Source organism: Methylocaldum gracile, assembly GCF_053646815.1.
This window is the reverse complement of record NZ_CM132196.1, coordinates 5,033,885-5,051,130: the sequence shown is the minus strand read 5'-3', so window position 1 is coordinate 5,051,130 and position 17,246 is coordinate 5,033,885. Positions and strand designations below refer to the sequence as shown.

The 17,246-nt window shown below is 58.5% G+C and carries 18 protein-coding genes; 5 read left to right on the top strand and 13 right to left on the bottom strand.

Annotated features, from left to right (window positions below):
- Positions 1-7: 7 nt before the first annotated feature.
- The 6 genes from ACWJJK_RS22560 to ACWJJK_RS22535 form a co-directional block, all read right to left on the bottom strand.
- Positions 8-541 carry a PilX N-terminal domain-containing pilus assembly protein gene (locus tag ACWJJK_RS22560; protein WP_133716307.1) on the bottom strand — a complete coding sequence of 178 codons (534 nt, stop codon included), beginning with the start codon at positions 539-541 and terminating at the stop codon, positions 8-10.
- Complete coding sequence (locus ACWJJK_RS22555) at positions 538-1,635, bottom strand: PilW family protein (protein ID WP_086133043.1); 1,098 nt, start codon at positions 1,633-1,635, stop codon at positions 538-540. Before ACWJJK_RS22555 ends, ACWJJK_RS22560 begins: the two co-directional genes overlap by 4 nt.
- 2 nt (positions 1,636-1,637) lie before the next feature.
- Positions 1,638-2,105 carry a type IV pilus modification protein PilV gene (gene pilV, locus ACWJJK_RS22550; RefSeq protein ID WP_077730976.1) on the bottom strand — a complete coding sequence of 156 codons (468 nt, stop codon included), beginning with the start codon at positions 2,103-2,105 and terminating at the stop codon, positions 1,638-1,640.
- Entirely contained in the window at positions 2,105-2,665 is a 561-nt protein-coding gene (locus tag ACWJJK_RS22545; RefSeq protein ID WP_156879956.1) for a GspH/FimT family pseudopilin, read from the bottom strand. The genes pilV and ACWJJK_RS22545 overlap by 1 nt, the downstream gene beginning before the upstream one ends.
- 396 nt (positions 2,666-3,061) lie before the next feature.
- Positions 3,062-3,349 (bottom strand): SelT/SelW/SelH family protein, encoded by a 288-nt coding sequence (locus ACWJJK_RS22540; RefSeq protein ID WP_156879883.1) that lies wholly within the window; start codon positions 3,347-3,349, stop codon positions 3,062-3,064.
- A 91-nt stretch (positions 3,350-3,440) separates the two neighbouring features.
- Positions 3,441-4,247, bottom strand: a complete 807-nt coding sequence (locus tag ACWJJK_RS22535; RefSeq protein ID WP_156879882.1) for a sulfite exporter TauE/SafE family protein — start codon at positions 4,245-4,247, stop codon at positions 3,441-3,443.
- Positions 4,248-4,315: 68 nt separating this feature from the next.
- Between ACWJJK_RS22535 and ACWJJK_RS22530 the strand changes: the two genes are divergently transcribed.
- The 4 genes from ACWJJK_RS22530 (at position 4,316) to ACWJJK_RS22515 (ending at position 7,627) form a co-directional block, all read left to right on the top strand.
- Complete coding sequence (locus ACWJJK_RS22530) at positions 4,316-5,560, top strand: multifunctional CCA addition/repair protein (protein ID WP_156879881.1); 1,245 nt, start codon at positions 4,316-4,318, stop codon at positions 5,558-5,560.
- 13 nt (positions 5,561-5,573) lie between these two features.
- Positions 5,574-6,536, top strand: coding sequence for a nucleotidyltransferase domain-containing protein (locus ACWJJK_RS22525; protein WP_156879880.1), 963 nt, complete (start codon positions 5,574-5,576; stop codon positions 6,534-6,536).
- A gap of 129 nt (positions 6,537-6,665) precedes the next feature.
- Positions 6,666-6,944: a hypothetical protein gene (locus tag ACWJJK_RS22520; protein WP_077730970.1), complete on the top strand. Its 279-nt coding sequence runs from the start codon at positions 6,666-6,668 to the stop codon at positions 6,942-6,944.
- The gene (locus tag ACWJJK_RS22515) at positions 6,941-7,627 is read left to right on the top strand and encodes an HAD family hydrolase (RefSeq protein WP_156879879.1); all 687 of its coding nucleotides are present in this window, start codon (positions 6,941-6,943) and stop codon (positions 7,625-7,627) included. Before ACWJJK_RS22520 ends, ACWJJK_RS22515 begins: the two co-directional genes overlap by 4 nt.
- 462 nt (positions 7,628-8,089) lie before the next feature.
- Here ACWJJK_RS22515 and ACWJJK_RS22510 read toward each other — a convergent pair whose 3' ends face one another.
- The 3 genes from ACWJJK_RS22510 to ACWJJK_RS22500 all read right to left on the bottom strand — a co-directional run bounded on the left by ACWJJK_RS22510 (position 8,090) and on the right by ACWJJK_RS22500 (position 8,995).
- On the bottom strand, positions 8,090-8,248 hold the full coding sequence (locus ACWJJK_RS22510) for a DUF7230 family protein (protein ID WP_166642451.1): 159 nt from the start codon (positions 8,246-8,248) through the stop codon (positions 8,090-8,092).
- A gap of 84 nt (positions 8,249-8,332) precedes the next feature.
- A complete protein-coding gene (locus tag ACWJJK_RS22505; RefSeq protein WP_086133021.1) occupies positions 8,333-8,608 on the bottom strand; it encodes a cupin domain-containing protein in 276 nt (91 codons plus the stop codon).
- 15 nt (positions 8,609-8,623) lie between these two features.
- Positions 8,624-8,995, bottom strand: coding sequence for a cupin domain-containing protein (locus tag ACWJJK_RS22500; protein WP_245245478.1), 372 nt, complete (start codon positions 8,993-8,995; stop codon positions 8,624-8,626).
- A 242-nt stretch (positions 8,996-9,237) separates the two neighbouring features.
- On the opposite strand from ACWJJK_RS22500, the gene ACWJJK_RS22495 reads away from it, so the two are divergent.
- Positions 9,238-9,546, top strand: coding sequence for a hypothetical protein (locus ACWJJK_RS22495; RefSeq protein ID WP_240506761.1), 309 nt, complete (start codon positions 9,238-9,240; stop codon positions 9,544-9,546).
- Positions 9,547-9,640: 94 nt separating this feature from the next.
- Here ACWJJK_RS22495 and nhaD read toward each other — a convergent pair whose 3' ends face one another.
- The 4 genes from nhaD to ACWJJK_RS22475 form a co-directional block, all read right to left on the bottom strand.
- Positions 9,641-11,080, bottom strand: a complete 1,440-nt coding sequence (gene nhaD / locus ACWJJK_RS22490) for a sodium:proton antiporter NhaD (protein WP_086133019.1) — start codon at positions 11,078-11,080, stop codon at positions 9,641-9,643.
- Positions 11,081-11,502: 422 nt separating this feature from the next.
- Complete coding sequence (locus tag ACWJJK_RS22485) at positions 11,503-12,168, bottom strand: Crp/Fnr family transcriptional regulator (protein ID WP_133716301.1); 666 nt, start codon at positions 12,166-12,168, stop codon at positions 11,503-11,505.
- A 253-nt stretch (positions 12,169-12,421) separates the two neighbouring features.
- Entirely contained in the window at positions 12,422-12,673 is a 252-nt protein-coding gene (locus ACWJJK_RS22480) for a hypothetical protein (RefSeq protein WP_077730966.1), read from the bottom strand.
- A gap of 905 nt (positions 12,674-13,578) precedes the next feature.
- Positions 13,579-16,929, bottom strand: a complete 3,351-nt coding sequence (locus tag ACWJJK_RS22475; RefSeq protein WP_454128503.1) for a TonB-dependent receptor domain-containing protein — start codon at positions 16,927-16,929, stop codon at positions 13,579-13,581.
- Positions 16,930-17,246: the final 317 nt, after the last annotated feature.

Sequence of the window (17,246 nt, the reverse complement as noted above, 5' to 3'; positions counted from 1 at the left end):
CTCCGTTTCAAGGTGGCGTATACGTATAAAGAGCTTGCAAAATCACTACCGCGTTAAGATCGCCGCCGACGCCGCGCGCGGTGACACGGTAATACTCCGTGGCCGCGACATTGGGCATTCTTTCGACGATGTATCTCGGCTGTTCGGCAACCTGGCTCAGACTCTGGGCGGGACTGCGAGAGCTCGACCAATTGGGATAGTCGGCGTCGACCAAGCTGTCCAGATTGACGGTGCTGCCCCAGTAGTCGGCGTCGTTACCATGGGTGGCGTCATAAGTAATAAGGCCGTCGACGCTGCCGTCGAACGCCAAGGTGCGCCAAGCCGTCAGGGTGCTTTCGGCGTCCTTCAGGGCGGCTTCGGCGGCCTGAAAAGCCAAATCGCGATTGCGGGTGTTACCCGCCATGCGTTCCTGAAGATTGGTGTTCAGCGTAGCGCTGGTGCCCAACAGCATCAGAATGGTCAGAAAGATCAACGCCATCACGAGCGAGATGCCTCGTTGCCTTCTAGGCAAGCCGGCGCCATTCTCAAACCGCCTGGTCATAGTCGGTTCCTTACGGAGATGGTGGTGGTGAAAGCCTTGCGCAAAAGCCGGTCGGTCGGTGTGATCGTGGCGCCGTTGTAGGTATACGCCTGGGGGGCGGTAGTGATGCTTTCATCCGAAAGGCTGACCATCAGCAAGCTGATGCGTATGCTCAGAACATTCGTCCAGTTGGTAACCCCATCGGCCGTGACGTAGGTATCGACGCCGGGAGCTCCATCGGTATTCTCTCCATACTGAATTTGCATGTCCTGCACGCCTTCCACCATTTCCTCCGCCGTGGTGGCGGCATTGCCGCCGCTGGCTATGAGTCTTTGGCGGTAGAGCGCGGGTTCACCCGCATCGTTGGTACGGATGTAATAGGTCGCGGCACTGAGGCGCAGAATCCTCGATCCAGGGGCGTAGGTATAAAGTTGGCTGTTGGCGCTGCCGCACATCGGATCTGATGGTGTTCCGATACCAAAGCACTTCGTGAAGTTGCCGGGGGCGGTGGAATTCCCGGTAGTATGGTTGATTTGATTCGAGTTGTTGCCGATGTTGGCCGGGCCGGTCATCTGAAAAACGGCGGCATGCCGGCAGTCGGTAATGACCAGGATTTCTCCCGGTTGGATGTTATGGGTGGGGGCTACCGGAATGGTCGCGGCGCTTGCGTTATGCCCGGGGGGATGGACTACGACCCACTCGCGAGAATTGTCTGCCCGCAATACCGTCAGCGCGTCACCTCTCAATACGTTGCCGGAGACACCGTTCGGGTAGGTGGGATTTGCCGTGTCCTCATAACCCACCAGCGGGAAGCCGAACAGATCTTTGTCCCAATCCGTTGCGGTGTTGAGCACATTGGCCATCGTGGAGAACGAACAACCCGTGAATCCCGCCATGCGGATGTCGGAGGAGATGCGTTCGAAAGCGTAGCGGGCGCTCTCCTGCATGCGGGACAGCGTGTCCGTGGTACGAAAAGCCTGTCGGCTGCCCAGAAATGCGTAGCCGAGAACGGCGGTCAGCAATAAGCCGATTGTCAGGGATATCATCAGCTCGATCAGGGTCACGCCTCGGCAGGAGTTCGGCGGTACCGTCATCGCGAAAATGGGAGTGCGCATGGCTAAAGATCGGTCTGGGTTGTCAGGGATATCAGATCGTTATTGCCGTCGCCGTCGCGATCCTCTTTTTGGTCCCATTGGATGACGATGGTAGTGTTGCCCTGAATGTCGACGGTGACGGAGCCGTCTCCAGCGGGAAGCAACTCGGATAGCCGGTTTTTCCATGAGACCAGATCGTCGCCCGCCACGGTGCCGCCGCTGGGGCTGCTGCCGACCGCAACGTTATAGCTGCCGCCTATCGCGGCGGCGCGGTTGGCGCGCATGCTCTCGGCTATGTCATAAGCCAGCATGGTCGCAAGGCTTCGCATATAAGCCGAGTTGTTGTGATTGAGAGTGGTGGCGAGCAGTCTGCCGTGTCCCAAAAGGCCCAATGCGATGACAACCATAGTCACCAGCACTTCGATCATGCTAACGCCTTTTTGCCCCGCCTTTAGGCCGAATCGGCCTTTCGAAACGTTTCTGCGCTTCATTAGCAAGTTCCTTTTTCGATGTGGATCTGGCCAGTGTTTTTCACGGCAATATCGCGTTTGACGCCGCCTACACACACGGTCAGCGTTCCGTTCGTTCCGCCACTGCCCACATAATCCCCACCGGGAAAATAGGTGATGTAGTTGCCGAATTCGGTGCCGCCATCGATGGTGCCGGTACCGCTAGTCGGCTGCTTGATCCGTAGGCGGGTTTCGCCGTCATTCACAGTGCCTCGATCGGTGGGGTCGGTAAACGTCAGCCAACCGCTCTGCCAACCTTCTGCGGTCGTGCAGGTGGGGCTTGCATTATCGGGATTGGCGGTCTTGCAGATCGTTACGGCGACGCCGCGCTTGATCGCCTCGGAACGGGCGAAGTTGAGCGCTGCCACAAGTTCGTTGGTTAGGGCGACGGCACGGCTAGTATTCGTGAAATTCTGGAGACTGGGCACAGCGATAGACGACAGAATAGCCAGGACCGACACCGTCACCAGCAGTTCGATCAATGTGACCCCCCGTGATTTTCCGGCAGCCTGGAGTGGCCGATGCTTGCTCCACACCATCATTTGAAGCACCTTTGGAAACTATTCCCGTGTCTTGAAAATCCATCCGTCGGCAGCGCCGATCACCCTGGGAGCTGTCGTAGCGATAGCCTGCGACTTTATCGAGAAAAGGGAGTGGAGCTCCGAGCTCCGGATACGCCTAAATCTAGTGCGTCCGGATCGAACGTTGTATGACGGCTGTCACACAATTGTGATTTCTTGAAGAAGTGTAGTGTACTTTGTGACTTTGTTATGTTTGTCCAGCCATGTCTCCCTTTGCATACTTGAACAAGAGCCTTTTAGGAGACATTGCTGAAAATCTTGCCGGCGCTTTCAGTCCCGGAAATATTTGGAGCGAAACATTAGACGTAGTTTCTCGTGTTTCCGGTTAGGTATCGTTTGCGGGGTAGTTACGGGTGCCTATCTGTTCTCCCTATCCGAATGGCCGAGGTCTTTTCCCGGCACGATTTCATCCCTTACCCGCTGTTTAAGCTCTTTCGCTTCGGGGAAGCGTCCCTCTTCCTTTCGGGACCATAGCACCGTGTTCCCGTGGCGCACTTCGAATACTCCGCCCGTGCCGGGAATCAGCGCCACTTCGCCGATCTCCTCCTCGAACGTGGTCAGAAGTTCCTGCGCCAGCCAGGCTGCGCGCAGCAGCCAGCGGCATTGAGTGCAGTATTCGATCTCGATGCGGGGTTTTGCGGTCATAGTTTCTCTCTCTTTGTAGGTCGGAAATCCCTTCCCGACGCAGCGGATTTGTCGGCAAAGGATGGCCGACCTACGGCACTTAAATTCAGATTCAGGGTTGAATGGCCTGCCAAAACAGTTTGACTCCCACGATCAGTACGACGATCGCGAACATTCGCCTGAGTTTCCGCGTCGGTAGCCGATGCGCGAGTTCAGCGCCGAGCGGCGCGAACGGAATACTGGTCGCCACGATGCCGGCAAAGGCGGGCAGGTAAACATAGCCTAGACTCCAAGCCGGCAACACTGGTTTTTCCCAACCCAGGGCAATATAGGTCAGGGAGCCTGCGACCGCTATGGGAAAACCGCAGGCGCTGGAGATGGCGACGGCGTTTCGGATCGGAAAACGGCATTTGACGAGAAAGGGCACGCTCAGTGTCCCGCCACCTATCCCGAGGATGGAAGAAACCGCGCCTATCCCTAAGCCGGCGGCTGAATATAGCCACCCGCTTGGTGTTCGACTTTGATCGCTTTTAGTCTTCACATCGATTAGAAGACGAGCGGCAACATAAAGCAGAAAAAGCGCGAAAATCAGTTTAAACCAATGTGCCGGCAATCGGTCGGCGATGATCGAACCGAGGATGGAGCCGATCAGTACGCCGGGTGCCAGCCGGAACACCGTACGCCAGCGTACCGCACCGAGGCGATGATGCGCATAAACCGCTGAAATGGACGTGACCACGATGGTAGCAAGCGAAGTCGCCACCGCCATGATCATGACGGAATTCGGTGGAAAGCCCCGTATTGAAAAAAACCAGACCAGAAACGGCACGATCACGACCCCTCCGCCGATCCCGAACAAGCCGGACAACACGCCGGCCAGGCTGCCGAAAGCCAGGTACAGTCCCAGTTCTTCCCACATGCGCTGCTCATCCGCGTTTAAAATAGGGGCCGTATGCTAACAGGAATCGGGGTCCAAGCTAAAAACCCATGAAAACTTATCTTGTCGGCGGCGCCGTAAGGGATAGCCTGCTCGGGCGACCGGTGGAGGAACGTGACTGGGTGGTCGTGGGCGAAACGCCGGAAAGCATGATTGCCCGAGGTTTTAAACCGGTCGGCAAGGACTTTCCCGTGTTCTTGCATCCAGAGACCCGTGATGAATACGCGCTCGCCCGCACGGAGCGGAAAACCGCGCCGGGCTACCGAGGCTTCGTCGTTCATGCCGAGCCGGACGTGACGCTGGAACAGGATCTGCTCCGCCGCGACCTGACCATCAACGCCATGGCCTTGGACGAGGAAGGCCGGCTCGTCGATCCCTATGGCGGCGCACGGGATCTCAAGGACCGGATTCTGCGCCATGTTTCGCCGGCATTCGGCGAAGACCCGGTGCGCATCCTCCGAGTGGCCCGCTTCGCTGCCCGTTTCGCGCAGCTCGGTTTTCGGGTGGCGGCGGAAACGTCCGATCTGATGCGGAGCATGGTGGCCGCCGGCGAAGTGGACGCTCTGGTGCCGGAGAGGGTTTGGGCGGAACTCGCCCGTGCCCTGTCCGAGCCGACTCCCAGAGCTTTTTTCGAGGTCCTGCGGGAGTGCGGCGCATTGGCCAGGCTGTGCCCGGAAATCGACCGGCTGTTCGGTGTCCCGCAGCCCGCCGAGCATCATCCGGAGGTCGACACCGGTATTCATACCTTGCTGGTCCTCGACCAGGCGGTCCGGCTGAGTCCCGACCCGGTAGTGCGTTTCGCCGCCCTGACTCACGACTTGGGCAAAGGACTGACGCCCAAGGAATTGTGGCCGAAGCACCACGGCCACGAAAAACTCGGGCTTGGCGCATTGGAGAACCTTTGCCTGCGGCTGAAGGTGCCCAATGCCTACCGCAAGCTGGCTGAAAAAGTGATGCGCTACCACGGCCATTGTCACCGGGCGCTCGAACTGCGCCCCGCGACCGTGGTGGATTTGTTGCAGCGGCTCGATGCGCTCCGAGCCCACGCCTCCCTGGAGGGTTTTCTTCTCGCCTGTGAAGCCGATGCCAAGGGCCGCCCCGGTTTCGAGAATCGGCCTTATCCGCAAGCCGAATGGCTGCGGACGGCGCGGGAAACAGCTCTGGCGATTCCGGTTCAACCGCTGTTGGAGAAAGGATTCAAAGGAGAGAGTCTGGGCCGAGAGCTGCGCCGGCAGCGGATCGACGCCGTGACGTCGTGTCCGCGGCAATTTTTGGAAAGCCGAAATTCCGGTTGAATGTAGCGTGGCAATGAATCCAAAACCTGCCGACATTTATCAGCCCCGCGATTTCATCGAAACCCACGAAGGGCTGATTTTCGCCGTCGTGGACGGGATGCTCGAGGATGATCGCGTGCTCTGTTTTCTCCGATACGCGCCGATCGGAGGAAAGCTCGCCAAAATGGGCACTGACGAAGCCAATGCTTACCTGCAAGCTCGGGCGCCCCGGTATCTGTTTTCGTCGAAGCGGCTGGACGCACGACTTCATGCCGTGCCGCAGGAAAACATACGCCGCCATCACCGCCCGCGGGATCGCGTGCAAGATTTGCTGAACTCGGTGCCACGAGACGAAATCGAGCGGAAAGCGATTCGATTGCTGCAAAAATTCGGTGCCTGCGGGCTGGACTTGGGCCGGGTCGGTTTGACCGGCTCTTTGTTGATCGGCGCGCAAACGCCGACGTCCGATCTCGATTTCGTCATCTACGGACGTGAAGCGTTTTTCGAGGCTCGCGAGATCGTCGGACGCTTGATCGAGGCCGGAGAACTGCAAGACCTGGACGATGCGGCATGGCGCGACGCCTATGACCGGCGCGGTTGTGCGCTCACGTTCGAGGAATTTCTCTGGCACGAGCGGCGCAAGTTGAACAAGGCGCTGATCGACGGGACGAAGTTCGATATCACATTGGTGGACGAACTACCGTCCAAAGCATCGGGCCCCGTCCGCAAGTTGGGGCCGATCCTGCTTCGGGCCCAAATAGCGGATGCGGCATACGCGTTCGACTATCCGGCCGTGTACCGATTGACGCATCCCGAGCTCACGGAAGCGGTCAGTTTTACCCACACCTATGCGGGCCAGGCCCTGACCGGAGAAACCGTCGAGATTTCGGGTCTGCTGGAAGAATCGCACTCGGGGCAGCGGCGCATCGTAGTGGGCTCCAGCCGAGAAGCTGCGGGGGAGTATATCAAGGTGGTGTCCGAGCGGCGAACGCCCTGAATCCGAATAGGCAAACGTCATTGCGTTTGTTACATTTCCGCCCCTGCATCCTTAAACCAATTATCGATATATAGAGATCGCGAAAGAACCGTCGCACGGGGGTTTTTCACGAACTCGGAGGAGAAAATTATGATCGGTGGCGTCATTTCGGTGCTGGTTTGCATATGGTTTTATCGCACGGCGCTGCGTCTCAACCTCAACGTGCTGCAATGGATCGTCGGCGCTTTGATCGTCTACTACGGAATCAAGGCGATCTGGATGTACGCCATCCTCAAGCCTTTGCTGGGCGGGTCATTCACGTATTACAGCGCGACCGCCGGCATCATGATGGAGGTGTCGGGCGCCCTGCTCGGCGCTTTGGGCGCTGCGCTGTTTCGCAACCTGGTCATGCTCAAGCAGGCCCGATGACTTTTGCCCGTGCGCGGTCGGCGCTTCCCGATTTCCGGGCGGTCATTCTTGACATGGACGGTCTGGCCCTAGACACCGAATCGACTTATTGCCACGCCTGGCGTTCGGCGGCGGCCGATCTGGGCTTCGATCTGAGCGAAGAATTCTGCCTTGGGTTGTTCGGCCGCCATGCCGATGACGTGGAACGGGCGCTTAAGACTGCACTTGGCGATGCGTTCGATCGCAGGTCGTTTCATGAATCCGCCGAACGCCACTGGCGGCGCTATCTCGACGAACACGGCATAGGGCCGATGTCGGGCCTGAAAGAGCTGCTCGCTATTCTGCGACACCGGGCGATTCCCTATGCGCTGGCTACCAACAGCGACGGTCCGTATGCATGGGAGTGCCTGCGGCTGTCGGGTATGGAAAAGACCTTTCAGGTTGTCGTGACCCGCGACCAGGTCGAACGGGGGAAACCGGCGCCCGACCTCTTTCTCGATGCGGCGAGACGTTTGAATGTTCCGCCGGACCTATGCCTGGTGCTGGAGGACTCGGAAACCGGCTTGGAAGCGGCCCGTGCGGCGGGAACTGTTCCGGTTCTGATTCAACGGCGCCACGAAATCCGCCGGAAACTGTCGAAGTGGGCGGCGCTCAGCTTTCCTAGCTTGCTAGATCTGGCCCAGTTGCTGGAAACAACCGGATGAGAGGAAAAGTTTCCACAGGGACGGGAGCGCGAGTAATGTTCCATGCGCTTTTTTCCTTGGTGGCCTTGCCGCTCGTTTGGCGGGTTACGGTGCGCGCCAGACTCGCTGGGCTACACGCAGGTTGCGTGACGGCGCACCTAACCCGCCCTACCACGGGTCATTTTTCGCTTTGGTGTAACGACGGAAACCGGGATTTCGTAGGGTGGGTTAGGCGCACTCCGGTATAGGCTGGCCGTAGAACACTATGCTTCGCGTGCGCCGTAACCCACCATGGCAACGTTCGGTCGCCTTGCCGCTCGACCGATCGATCGGTGTTACTCGGTAGGTCGGGAATTCTTTCCCGACGCCATGGCCGGGCCAGCGGCTTTGTCGGCAAGGGATTGCCGACCTACGGCCGTGTCAGCCGGTCGGTCGGGAAGGGATTCCCGACGTGCTGTTTCTCCATCCAAGAGCCTTTTCCGATCAGGCGGCGCGGATCGGAAAAGGCTCCTGGCCTTTGTGTTTGAGCTTGCGGGTATAGGTGCGGCCGTCGCGGAACGTGGCGGCTCGGTTGAACTTCCCGGCATATTTGGCGACGGGATTGGTCTGGGGGATCTGAGGTCGCTTGGTTTTCTTGCTCATGGTGTTGCTCTCGTTTGAATGTCTTCGCCGGATACCGGCTCGCCCTTCAGACCGCTCCGAACAGGATCGGTTCCCGAGCCGGTCTCAAGAAAAGTTGTAGTGCTTGCGCACGGTTTCGAGGATTTTCCAGGTGCACTGCAGGCCGGTCCGGAAGGTCACCAGATCGCCCTTGCCGAATTCCACGGGGTCGCCGCCTTCAGGCGTCACGATCACGCGGCCCTCCAAGAGATAGCAGGTTTCGGTCTCGTCGTAAGTCCACGGAAATTCGGACGGTTCCTTGCTCCACACCGGCCATTGCCGTACGCCCAGCGATTTGAGCCGGTCTTCGCCGACTTGTTTTTCGATACGGATATCGCTCATCTCGTACTCTCCTATTCATTTGGTGATCGGTTTCGAGGTAGAGCCTCGGCCATAGTGCAAAGCCAGCCATACGGTGATCGTATCCGGCAGAGTCCAGTTTACGCGATGACGGCAATGGGCCGGAAGCAAAAGGGCATCGCCGGGGTGCAAAAACGTTTCGCCATTCCGCCCTTCGATCGCGAGTCTTGCCTGACCTTGAAGCAGCAGCACCCATTCGTCCCAGTCCTGATCGTACCATTGTCCTTCCGGTGTGGCATGTCCCTTGGAAAGAATCCGCTCCAGCCGGAAAGCCGGCGTTTCCAGCAGAACTTCGAATTTTTCCTCGGGCAAGTCCTCCGGCAGGTCGGCCAGTAACGCGGTCATCGATGCTTCAGGCAGTTCGAGCATTCTGAAAAATTCCTTTAGAGGCAACGATGGCTGTCACTCTAATGAAACACTTATTCACAAAATCTGTGGATAAAGTTCTGCAAAAGCCTAGAACAATTTCTTCCAGACCCGATGACATAAGGGCTGCACACGATTGCACAAAATTTTTGCACAGGGTGCTCTGGTGGTCGCCTCCATTTCTTCACGCCCGCTGTCCGGTTTGATAGAGTGCCGAAAAAATCGAACGGGAGGCAACTACAACTATGATTGCGGCATTATCGATGATCGTCATCTTGGCGATCGCGGTTTGGTTCTATCAAACCGCTCAACGGTTGAATCTGCCCGCATTGGCTTGGGCCATAGCCGGGGTCATCGTTTATTACGGCGGTTTCCTGTTTTGGATGCAAGTCGTGCTCCGCTCGCTACTGGGCGAGTCGTTTCATACACACGGCTTTTGGCTGGGAATCGGCATGGATGTCACGGCGATTCTGGCCGGAGCGATCTGCGCGGTGCTGTTCCGTTACGGGATCATGATGAAAAAGGGCCGGAAGCCGTTCGAGACGTCTTTTTAGACGGATTTGTCGGCAAGGGATTGCCGACCTACGATTGTGCCGCTTTGTAGGTCGGGAATCCTTTCCCGACGCAAACTAGTAGGCTTAACGCCATTCAGAACAGCGCGGCATTGAGCCAGAAGTGGGCGACGATGCTGCCCGCATAGCCGAGCGCGATTGCCGGCATCCACTTCAAATGACTCAAAAACGTGTAGGCGCCTCGCGTCTGCCCCATGAGCGCGACGCCCGCCGCCGAGCCGACCGACAGCAAGCTGCCGCCGACTCCGGCGGTCAGGGTTACCAAAAGCCATTGTCCCATAGAGAGATCCGGGTTCATCGACAAGATCGCGAACATGACCGGGATGTTGTCGACGAAGGCCGAGGCGATGCCTACCAGAATGTTCGCCGGAGTCGCTCCCAATTCGCCGTAGAGATACTGCGAGACGTGCCCCAAATAGCCCAGAAAATCGAGTCCGCCCACGCACAGCACCACGCCGTAGAAAAAAAGCAGCGTGTCCCACTCCAGCTGTGCCAATTTCTGGAAGATATCGAACCGCTCTTCGCCAGGTAGGGCTTCTGCCTCTTCTTCCTCCTCGTGCCTTTCCAATAGCTCGGTCGGCACCTCGGGTTCTTCTCGATGGGTGATGTGCAGGTAATAGCCGAAGAACTGGATATACGTCAAACCTGCCATCATTCCCACCGCGGCGGGCAAATGCAGGATATTGGAGAACACGACGGCAGTCGCGATGGTGAGCAGGAACAAGGCGACGATCCGTTTGGCGCCCCGCTTCATTTTGGTGACATCCTTGATTTCGGCCGGGCGCGCGTCCGGTATCGCGAAATGCATGATGGCGGCGGGCAGCACGAAATTGATGACCGCCGGAACGAACAGCACGAAAAAGCCCCAGAAAGTAACTTTATGCTGTTGCCAAACCATCAGCGTCGTGATGTCGCCGAAAGGGCAGAATGCGCCGCCGGCATTCACGGCGACCACGGTGTTGACGCAGGATAACGCGACGAAGCGCGGGTTATCCTTGCCGACGGCCATTACGACGGCGGTCATCAACATCGCCGTGGTCATATTGTTCGAGATGGAGGAGATGAAAAAGGCCAGAATCCCGGTGATCCAAAACAATGAGCGATAACCGAGACCCTTGCTGACCAGCCAGGCCCTGACAGCCTCGAATACTTGCCGTTCCTCGAGCGCATTGACGTACGTGATCGACACGATCAGGAACAGGAGCAGTTCGCCGTAATCCAGCACCAAGGTCCGCACCGCGTCTTCGGCGAGCTGCGGCTGGCCTTGCAGGTTGTAGACGACGGCGATCGCGGCCCAGATGATCGCCGCCGCCAGCATCATGGGTTTGGATTTTTTGAGTTCCGTGACTTCTTCCAAGACGACGAAGATATAAGCCAGCACGAACGCGGCGATCGCCAGATAGCCGACAAAATGCCCGGTCAGATCCAAAGCTTGACCTTCAGCCGGGATGGCCAGGGCAGCGAGCGGAAAGATCGCCAAAAAAAACGCCAGTAAAATCTTCTGCTTCAAAACCATTCGAGAACCTTTTTTCTTCCGGTGCGAAAAACCACGCCGCGTCTGGCCAACAGCGCGGCGTCAAACAATTCTTAGTGTTTCAGTAGAGAATGGTAGCATTTGCCGCTTCCGAGTCCGAGCATGTGTTTTATGCCCCGGCTCCCCGGAGCCGGGATATCTACACAAAACCTCGGGCCAACATTCCGGCAGGGAAGGTCGCGGCTAAAGCGACGTTTGCGATTGGATGGGCACGATTGAAGACAGCTCCGTCGGGCAAGGATTCCCGACCTACTCGCGGCACCGGTTCGTAGGTCGGCAATCCCTTGCCGACGAAGCCGCTGGCCAGCCGTGGCGTCGGGAAAGGATTCCCGACCTACTTCGCGGCACCGGTTCGTAGGTCGGCAATCCTTTGCCGACATAACCGCCGAAGGCCGCCGATTCCGTTACCAGGATGCCGGCAACTTGCGCCGGATGAGAATGAATTTGCGTTCTACGGAAAGATAGCCGCCGCGTTCCAAATCTTTCATGATCCGGCTGACCATCTCCCGCGAGCAGCCGATGATGTTGGCCAGATCCTGATGGGTCGGCTTTTCCCGGATGATCCATTCGTTTTCGTTCTCGACGGCCATGTCGTAAAGGGTTTTAACCAATCGCCCGTACACATCCGACAGCGCGAGCCCTCGAACGTTCTCGGTCAAACTGCGGATCCGCTGAGTGAGGCTCCGGATGATGCTGGATGCGGCGTCCGGATGGCTTTTCAGCCAAGTCTTCAATGCGAGCCGCGGAATCAGGCTGCACACTGTTGGCTCCAGGGCGGCTATCGAAGCCGAACGGGGTTCGCCGTCCAGCAAGGACAGCTCCCCGAAAAACGAGCCCGCACCCTGAGTCGAAAGAATCACCATGCGCCCGTTTGCGCTGCTCAGATAAGCCTGCACCTTGCCGGACAAAATAATGAACAGCGCTCCGCCTTCTTCGCCCTCGCGAATGATAATCGAATTCTTGGGATAGCTTTTTATGGCCGCGCAGGAAGCCAGTTCCGCCAGAGCGGTGTCGGGCACTTCGGAAAAATAGGGGACGCTTTTTAACCCCTGAAGCGTTTCTTTCGACACAATCGCGTTCAACTGAAGAAAACGAAAACACTCGATCTCTCCCGTCGTTTTTCGAGTTTCGAGGTACGGTGCGACGGGCGATAGATCTAAATGTTAGTTTATATTCGATCCATTGGCCTCAAAAAAAGGGGACCGGCGCTGAATTTCGGTCCCGAAGAGTCGCCTCGGAGGCGTAATCGGATTATCTAAGGCGGAGGACGGTTGGACTGCCTGTACGTTTAGCTCCGCCTACCGGGATAGGCTCTTAGCGAATTCATTCATTTTCCGATTCCGGTTTTTCGGGGAGTGCGGCTTTCGCCGGATTATCGATACCGGTGGCGTTCACGACTACTCCGGAGGATGAACGTTCTTTCGCACGCGCCGAGGTTTCGAAGCCATCCCGCGGCAGAAAGACGAACAGCACCAGGGCCAATATGAAGGCAAAGATCGTCGTTATCACCGACACGCCGATATAGAGAAGCCTGGTAGGGCGTCCGGGAAAGCCTCTTTGAACCATGTATGTCATAAGCCTATTCGTTTGAGTTGATCGCCCAGGCTGATCGTGTCGGATATTTTCAAAATGCTCGTCCGAAGACGCGGAACGGAACCGCGCATATCGTCCCTTCGGAATGAGCCGATGTTCTTGCGGGAACTAGACTCAACTTACGCGCCCGGAGAACGGAATTCTGTGAAATATTCCCCTTTTTGGTGCAGTGCGCTCGGAGGTCGAGGGAGCGAAGCGTTTTCGGTGTAATGACAGTAGTCGTAGGTCGGCAGGCCGAGTGGGGTAATGTCGCGAAGGGATTCGCGACCTACCGGGTAGCTCGGTCGTAGGTCGGCAATCCCTTGCCGACAAGGCTGCGGGCGGACCCGTTACGTCGGGAAAGGATTCCCGACCTACAGGGTGACACGGTCGTAGGTCGGCAATCCCTTGCCGACGAAGCCGTGGGCCGGGCCGTGACGTCGGGAAAGGATTCCCGACCTACAGGGAGGCACAGTCGTAGGTCGGCAATCCCTTGCCGACGAAGGCGTTGGCCGGGCCGTGGCGTCGGCAAAGGATTGCCGACCTACAAAAATCGGGGGAGTTTGGAGAGCGGGTGGAAGAAGCCGGGGCGGGCGGTTTGCGGTGCGGGGAGCGGCGGGCGGATTCGGCGGCAAGACGGAGGGTGCGCGTGGCGCACCCTCCCGGTCAGTTCAGCACGGTATGCAGCTTCCGGTTCCAAAGTAAAACCAGTACCCCGCCGGGCAAATGAAACTGCACTGCGCTGCCGCATAGAGCAGCCCCCCGCCGCCAGCGCCGCCCGCTATCAGCGGCTTTTTATATCGTTTGACGAATTCCCAAGCCGCGTTGCCTTTTTGTTGTTCTGGTGCCTGATTACTCATACGTCCCTCCCAATTTGGCGTGCATTCTAGAACATCGCCATGGATTCCTCAGAATGCCAGCGTGAGTTGAAAAAACATCGTCCTTTCCGGAATAAACAAAGGCGTTTCCTCCAGACGCCTCGTCCGAATCCCGAGGGAGTTCTGCCCCAGGAAATCGAATCTTTGATCCAGCAGGTTCTTGACGAAGAACCCTGCCGTGCCATAGCGATAGGGTAAACGATATTTCAATGAAAAATCGAGCAGTGCGAATTGGTTGTCGTCGTGCCCCTTCAAGAATTCGTTCTTGCGCTCGCGGGCTTCCTGATTGACATAGGTGACCGTGACGGAGCTCGACAGGCCCGAGGTATGGAAATAGCTCAGACTGAGCGGAACGATATGGTTCTGATAGACCGTTTCGTGGTGAGTCGCATCTGTAAAGATATCGAACTGATACTCCAGGCTGGCGGCGAAATCATCGCTGATTGCCCAATAGCCGTAGGCGCGGTACAGCATTTCTTCCCGTTTCGAGATAAAGCTAGGAGCATCTAAAGCCGTGGCGAGAGGCAGAGGAACGATTACGTCGCGCAGCGAAGCTTCCAGGCCGGCCATGAGACCGGGCGAAAACTTGTGATCCAGGCCCACGCCGTAACGCCTGGCATCCGTGGCTGGGTAGCCGTCGAAGAACTGGTTGAACCCGGCAATCTGGGTCGGCTCTATGGTCACGTCTTCCTCGATGCCGCGATCGAATGTGCGGAATGCGGCGAGACGCAGGACGGTGTCGGGCGTGAGTTCCCACATCAGCCCCAGCTTCGGGTTGACCTGGTCGAAATCGCCGACCCACTGATTGCGGGACGAGTCGTAGCTGACCCCCAGCGTCCAGGTCATGGCGCTCGGAAACCGGATATGGGAATAGAGGTAAGCATTGCTGTGGCGGATGTCGTAAGCAATTCGCTGTGCGAAAAAGCCGAGATTGTTAGATACATCGGCGGAAATGTCGCGGCTGCCGCCGCCCAGGATCAGATCGAAAGGGTCGCGCCGGTAGATGTACTGGGCTTCGCCCATGAAGCCGCGCTGGCTGGCGGTCACCGAGATATCGATCGGCGCCCCGAAAGAGGGAGCTTGCTGAGCGTAATTCCGCAAAGTATCCAGATACATTGCCGAAAAAATAAGGTCGAAGTTGGCGGTGGGCGAATAACGGAGGCCGGTCCGCACGCTGTCGGTGGTCACTTCACCCTTGAAGGTGTCGTCGAAAGCTTCCAGGTCGCCGTTGAAAAACAAATCGCCGTGCTCCAGATGCCGGTGGCGGTATTCGGCCTGGAGGCTGAGGCCGGGACTGATCATGCCCTGGGCGAAGACGTTGTAGATGTCCTGGCGCAGGTCGTTGTTCTTGCGGAAGCCGTTGGTTTCGTAATGGAACTGGCCTAGGCTGTAGGAGAAGTTATCCCATAGTCCTGAATGGACCAGTTCTTCCCCGAAGGTGTCGTTGCTGCCGGCGATGCCGGAAGCCTGGAAGCTGAAGCGGTCGCGGGTGAACATGGGATTGAACTCGTTGAACGAGAGCCGCGAAGGTCCCGCCCCGTCCGGGATCAGCAGCCGCGCCTCGGCCAAATGGGGTTGTATCGGGGTGGTGTTGATCGGTTGCAGCAACTGGGATTGCAGCACTTCGCTGGCGCGGGCGATTTCGTGCCGCGGCAGCGAGGAGTAGGTATCCGCCAGGAGCCGGTGCGCCGAATAATTGGCCGGCTCGATGCCGAGCGAGCGCCAGCCTTCCACCACGGCCCGCTGGCCGAAGCCGAGGTCGGTATAGATACGACCCAGGGCGGCGCTGCGGGCGGCCAGATCGTCGTCCAGGGCCAGCTTGGAGCGGTAGACCGCGCGGTTGTCGTTCAGCTCGATCGCGTGTTGCAGATCCTTGAATGCTTCCACCGGGCGGTTTTCGGTCTGCTTCTTGATGGCTTCGTAGAACCAGGGCGTGGGGTCCTTGGGATCGAAGGTCTTGGCGAGATCGAACTGCTTTTCGGCGACCGCGTTGCGCTTCTGCTCGTAATACGCCTTGCCGAGATAGCTGCGGATCAGGGCGTCGCTGGGGTCGAGGCTGGCGGCGGTTTCGATGGCCGCCGTGCCCTCTTTCAGCTCGCCCCGCCGGACCAGGGCCATCCCCGAGCCGAAGCGGGCCAGGGGATCGGCCGAATCCAGCTCGGCTCCCTTGCGGAAGCTCGCCAGCGCCTCGGACGTGTCCCCGTCCATGAGTTCGACAAAGCCTAAGACGACATGGGCGCGCGGATTTCGCGGGTTGATCCGGACCGCGTTTTCGGCCGCTTTCCTCGCATCCGACCAGCGGCCTAACCCTGCCAGCAGTTCGGCCCGACGTGCCTGGACCAGGGCATCGTTGTTGTCCAGGCGCGCCGCGCGGTCGATGCTTTCGAGCGCGCCTTCGAGATCGAAATCGGCCTGGCGCGCGTAGGATAGCGCCATCCAGCCCGGAGCCGAAGCGGGATCGGTTTGAACCGCGGCATTCGCCAATCGGAGCGCTTCGGGTTTCTGGTTGCGGGCCAGAGCGATGACCGAGCGCAAGGCATCGATGGGCGCGGGCGTTTTCTCGCCCATATACACGGCCAACAGCGGTTCCGCTTCGTCCACCCGTCCCACGCTCAGCAGCAGGCCCGCGTATAGGGCGGCGAAATCGGCGTCGCGGCTGGCTTCCGGCACGCGATCCAGCGCAGCCAGGGCTCCGGCGATGTTCCCGTCGGCGTAGAGGCGAATGCCTTCGGCGATGTCCGGATCGCGGACTCGGGCCTGCAGGGCGGCGTAATCCACCAGCGGCGGGAAATAAAGCGCCCACTGAACGCCGTCTTCCGGACGCACGTGCAACGCCAGGCGCGGCGCCTCGTCGCGCGCGGCGACGGCGGTCTGGCCGTCCTTGAGCACGACCCGTCCTTCGGCGTTCGAGGTTTCCACCTCTCCTTCGAATACCGTGACCTGGCCTCCCTGCGGTCCTGCCTTGATGAGGAACTCGGTGCCCTTGATGGCGGCGTTGATGAACGGGGTCCGGATATCGAGGGGCTTGGGCGTTCGGCTGCGGGCGTACAAGGCGCCGGTAAGCAGCTCGAGCCAGGACGGCTCTTCCGCCTTCACCTTGGAAAACACCACGGTGGTGTCCTGATCAAGCGAAATATAAGTTTGATTCGGCAGTAGCAGCGATGCACGGCTGCGAATCATGGTTCGGATTTTGTCGCCGGGACAGAAGACCTGTTCGGTCTCCACCGGCGCCCATGACGGCTTTCCCGAGGACTGGATCTCGACCTGGCCCTGCGCCGACACCAGGCGGGCGGCCCATTGTTCGCATGTGGCGGCGATACCGGGATTGCTTGCGACGAGTGCGGCAGCGATCGTCAGGAACAATTTGGCAGATATGTGCATCGAGCTGCGAAAAGTATTTTTGAGTTATTGTTAATGGACTTACGCATGTGCTCCGGTCCCCCAGGTAAGCTCCAATGTCGTTAATTAAGCCCGACCTCGTCATTCCGGCATGAATCCAGAAGCCAGGGATGACATTGGCCTTGAATCACATCCTTGTGCTCTGGATGCCCCCCATTCCAATCGTAAACGGCGACTTGTCGGCAAAGGATTGCCGACCTACGATCGTGCCGCTTTGTAGGTCGGGAATCCTTTCCCGACGTAACGAGTCAGCCCGCGGACTTTGTCGGCAAAGGATTGCCGACCTACGACCGTGCCGC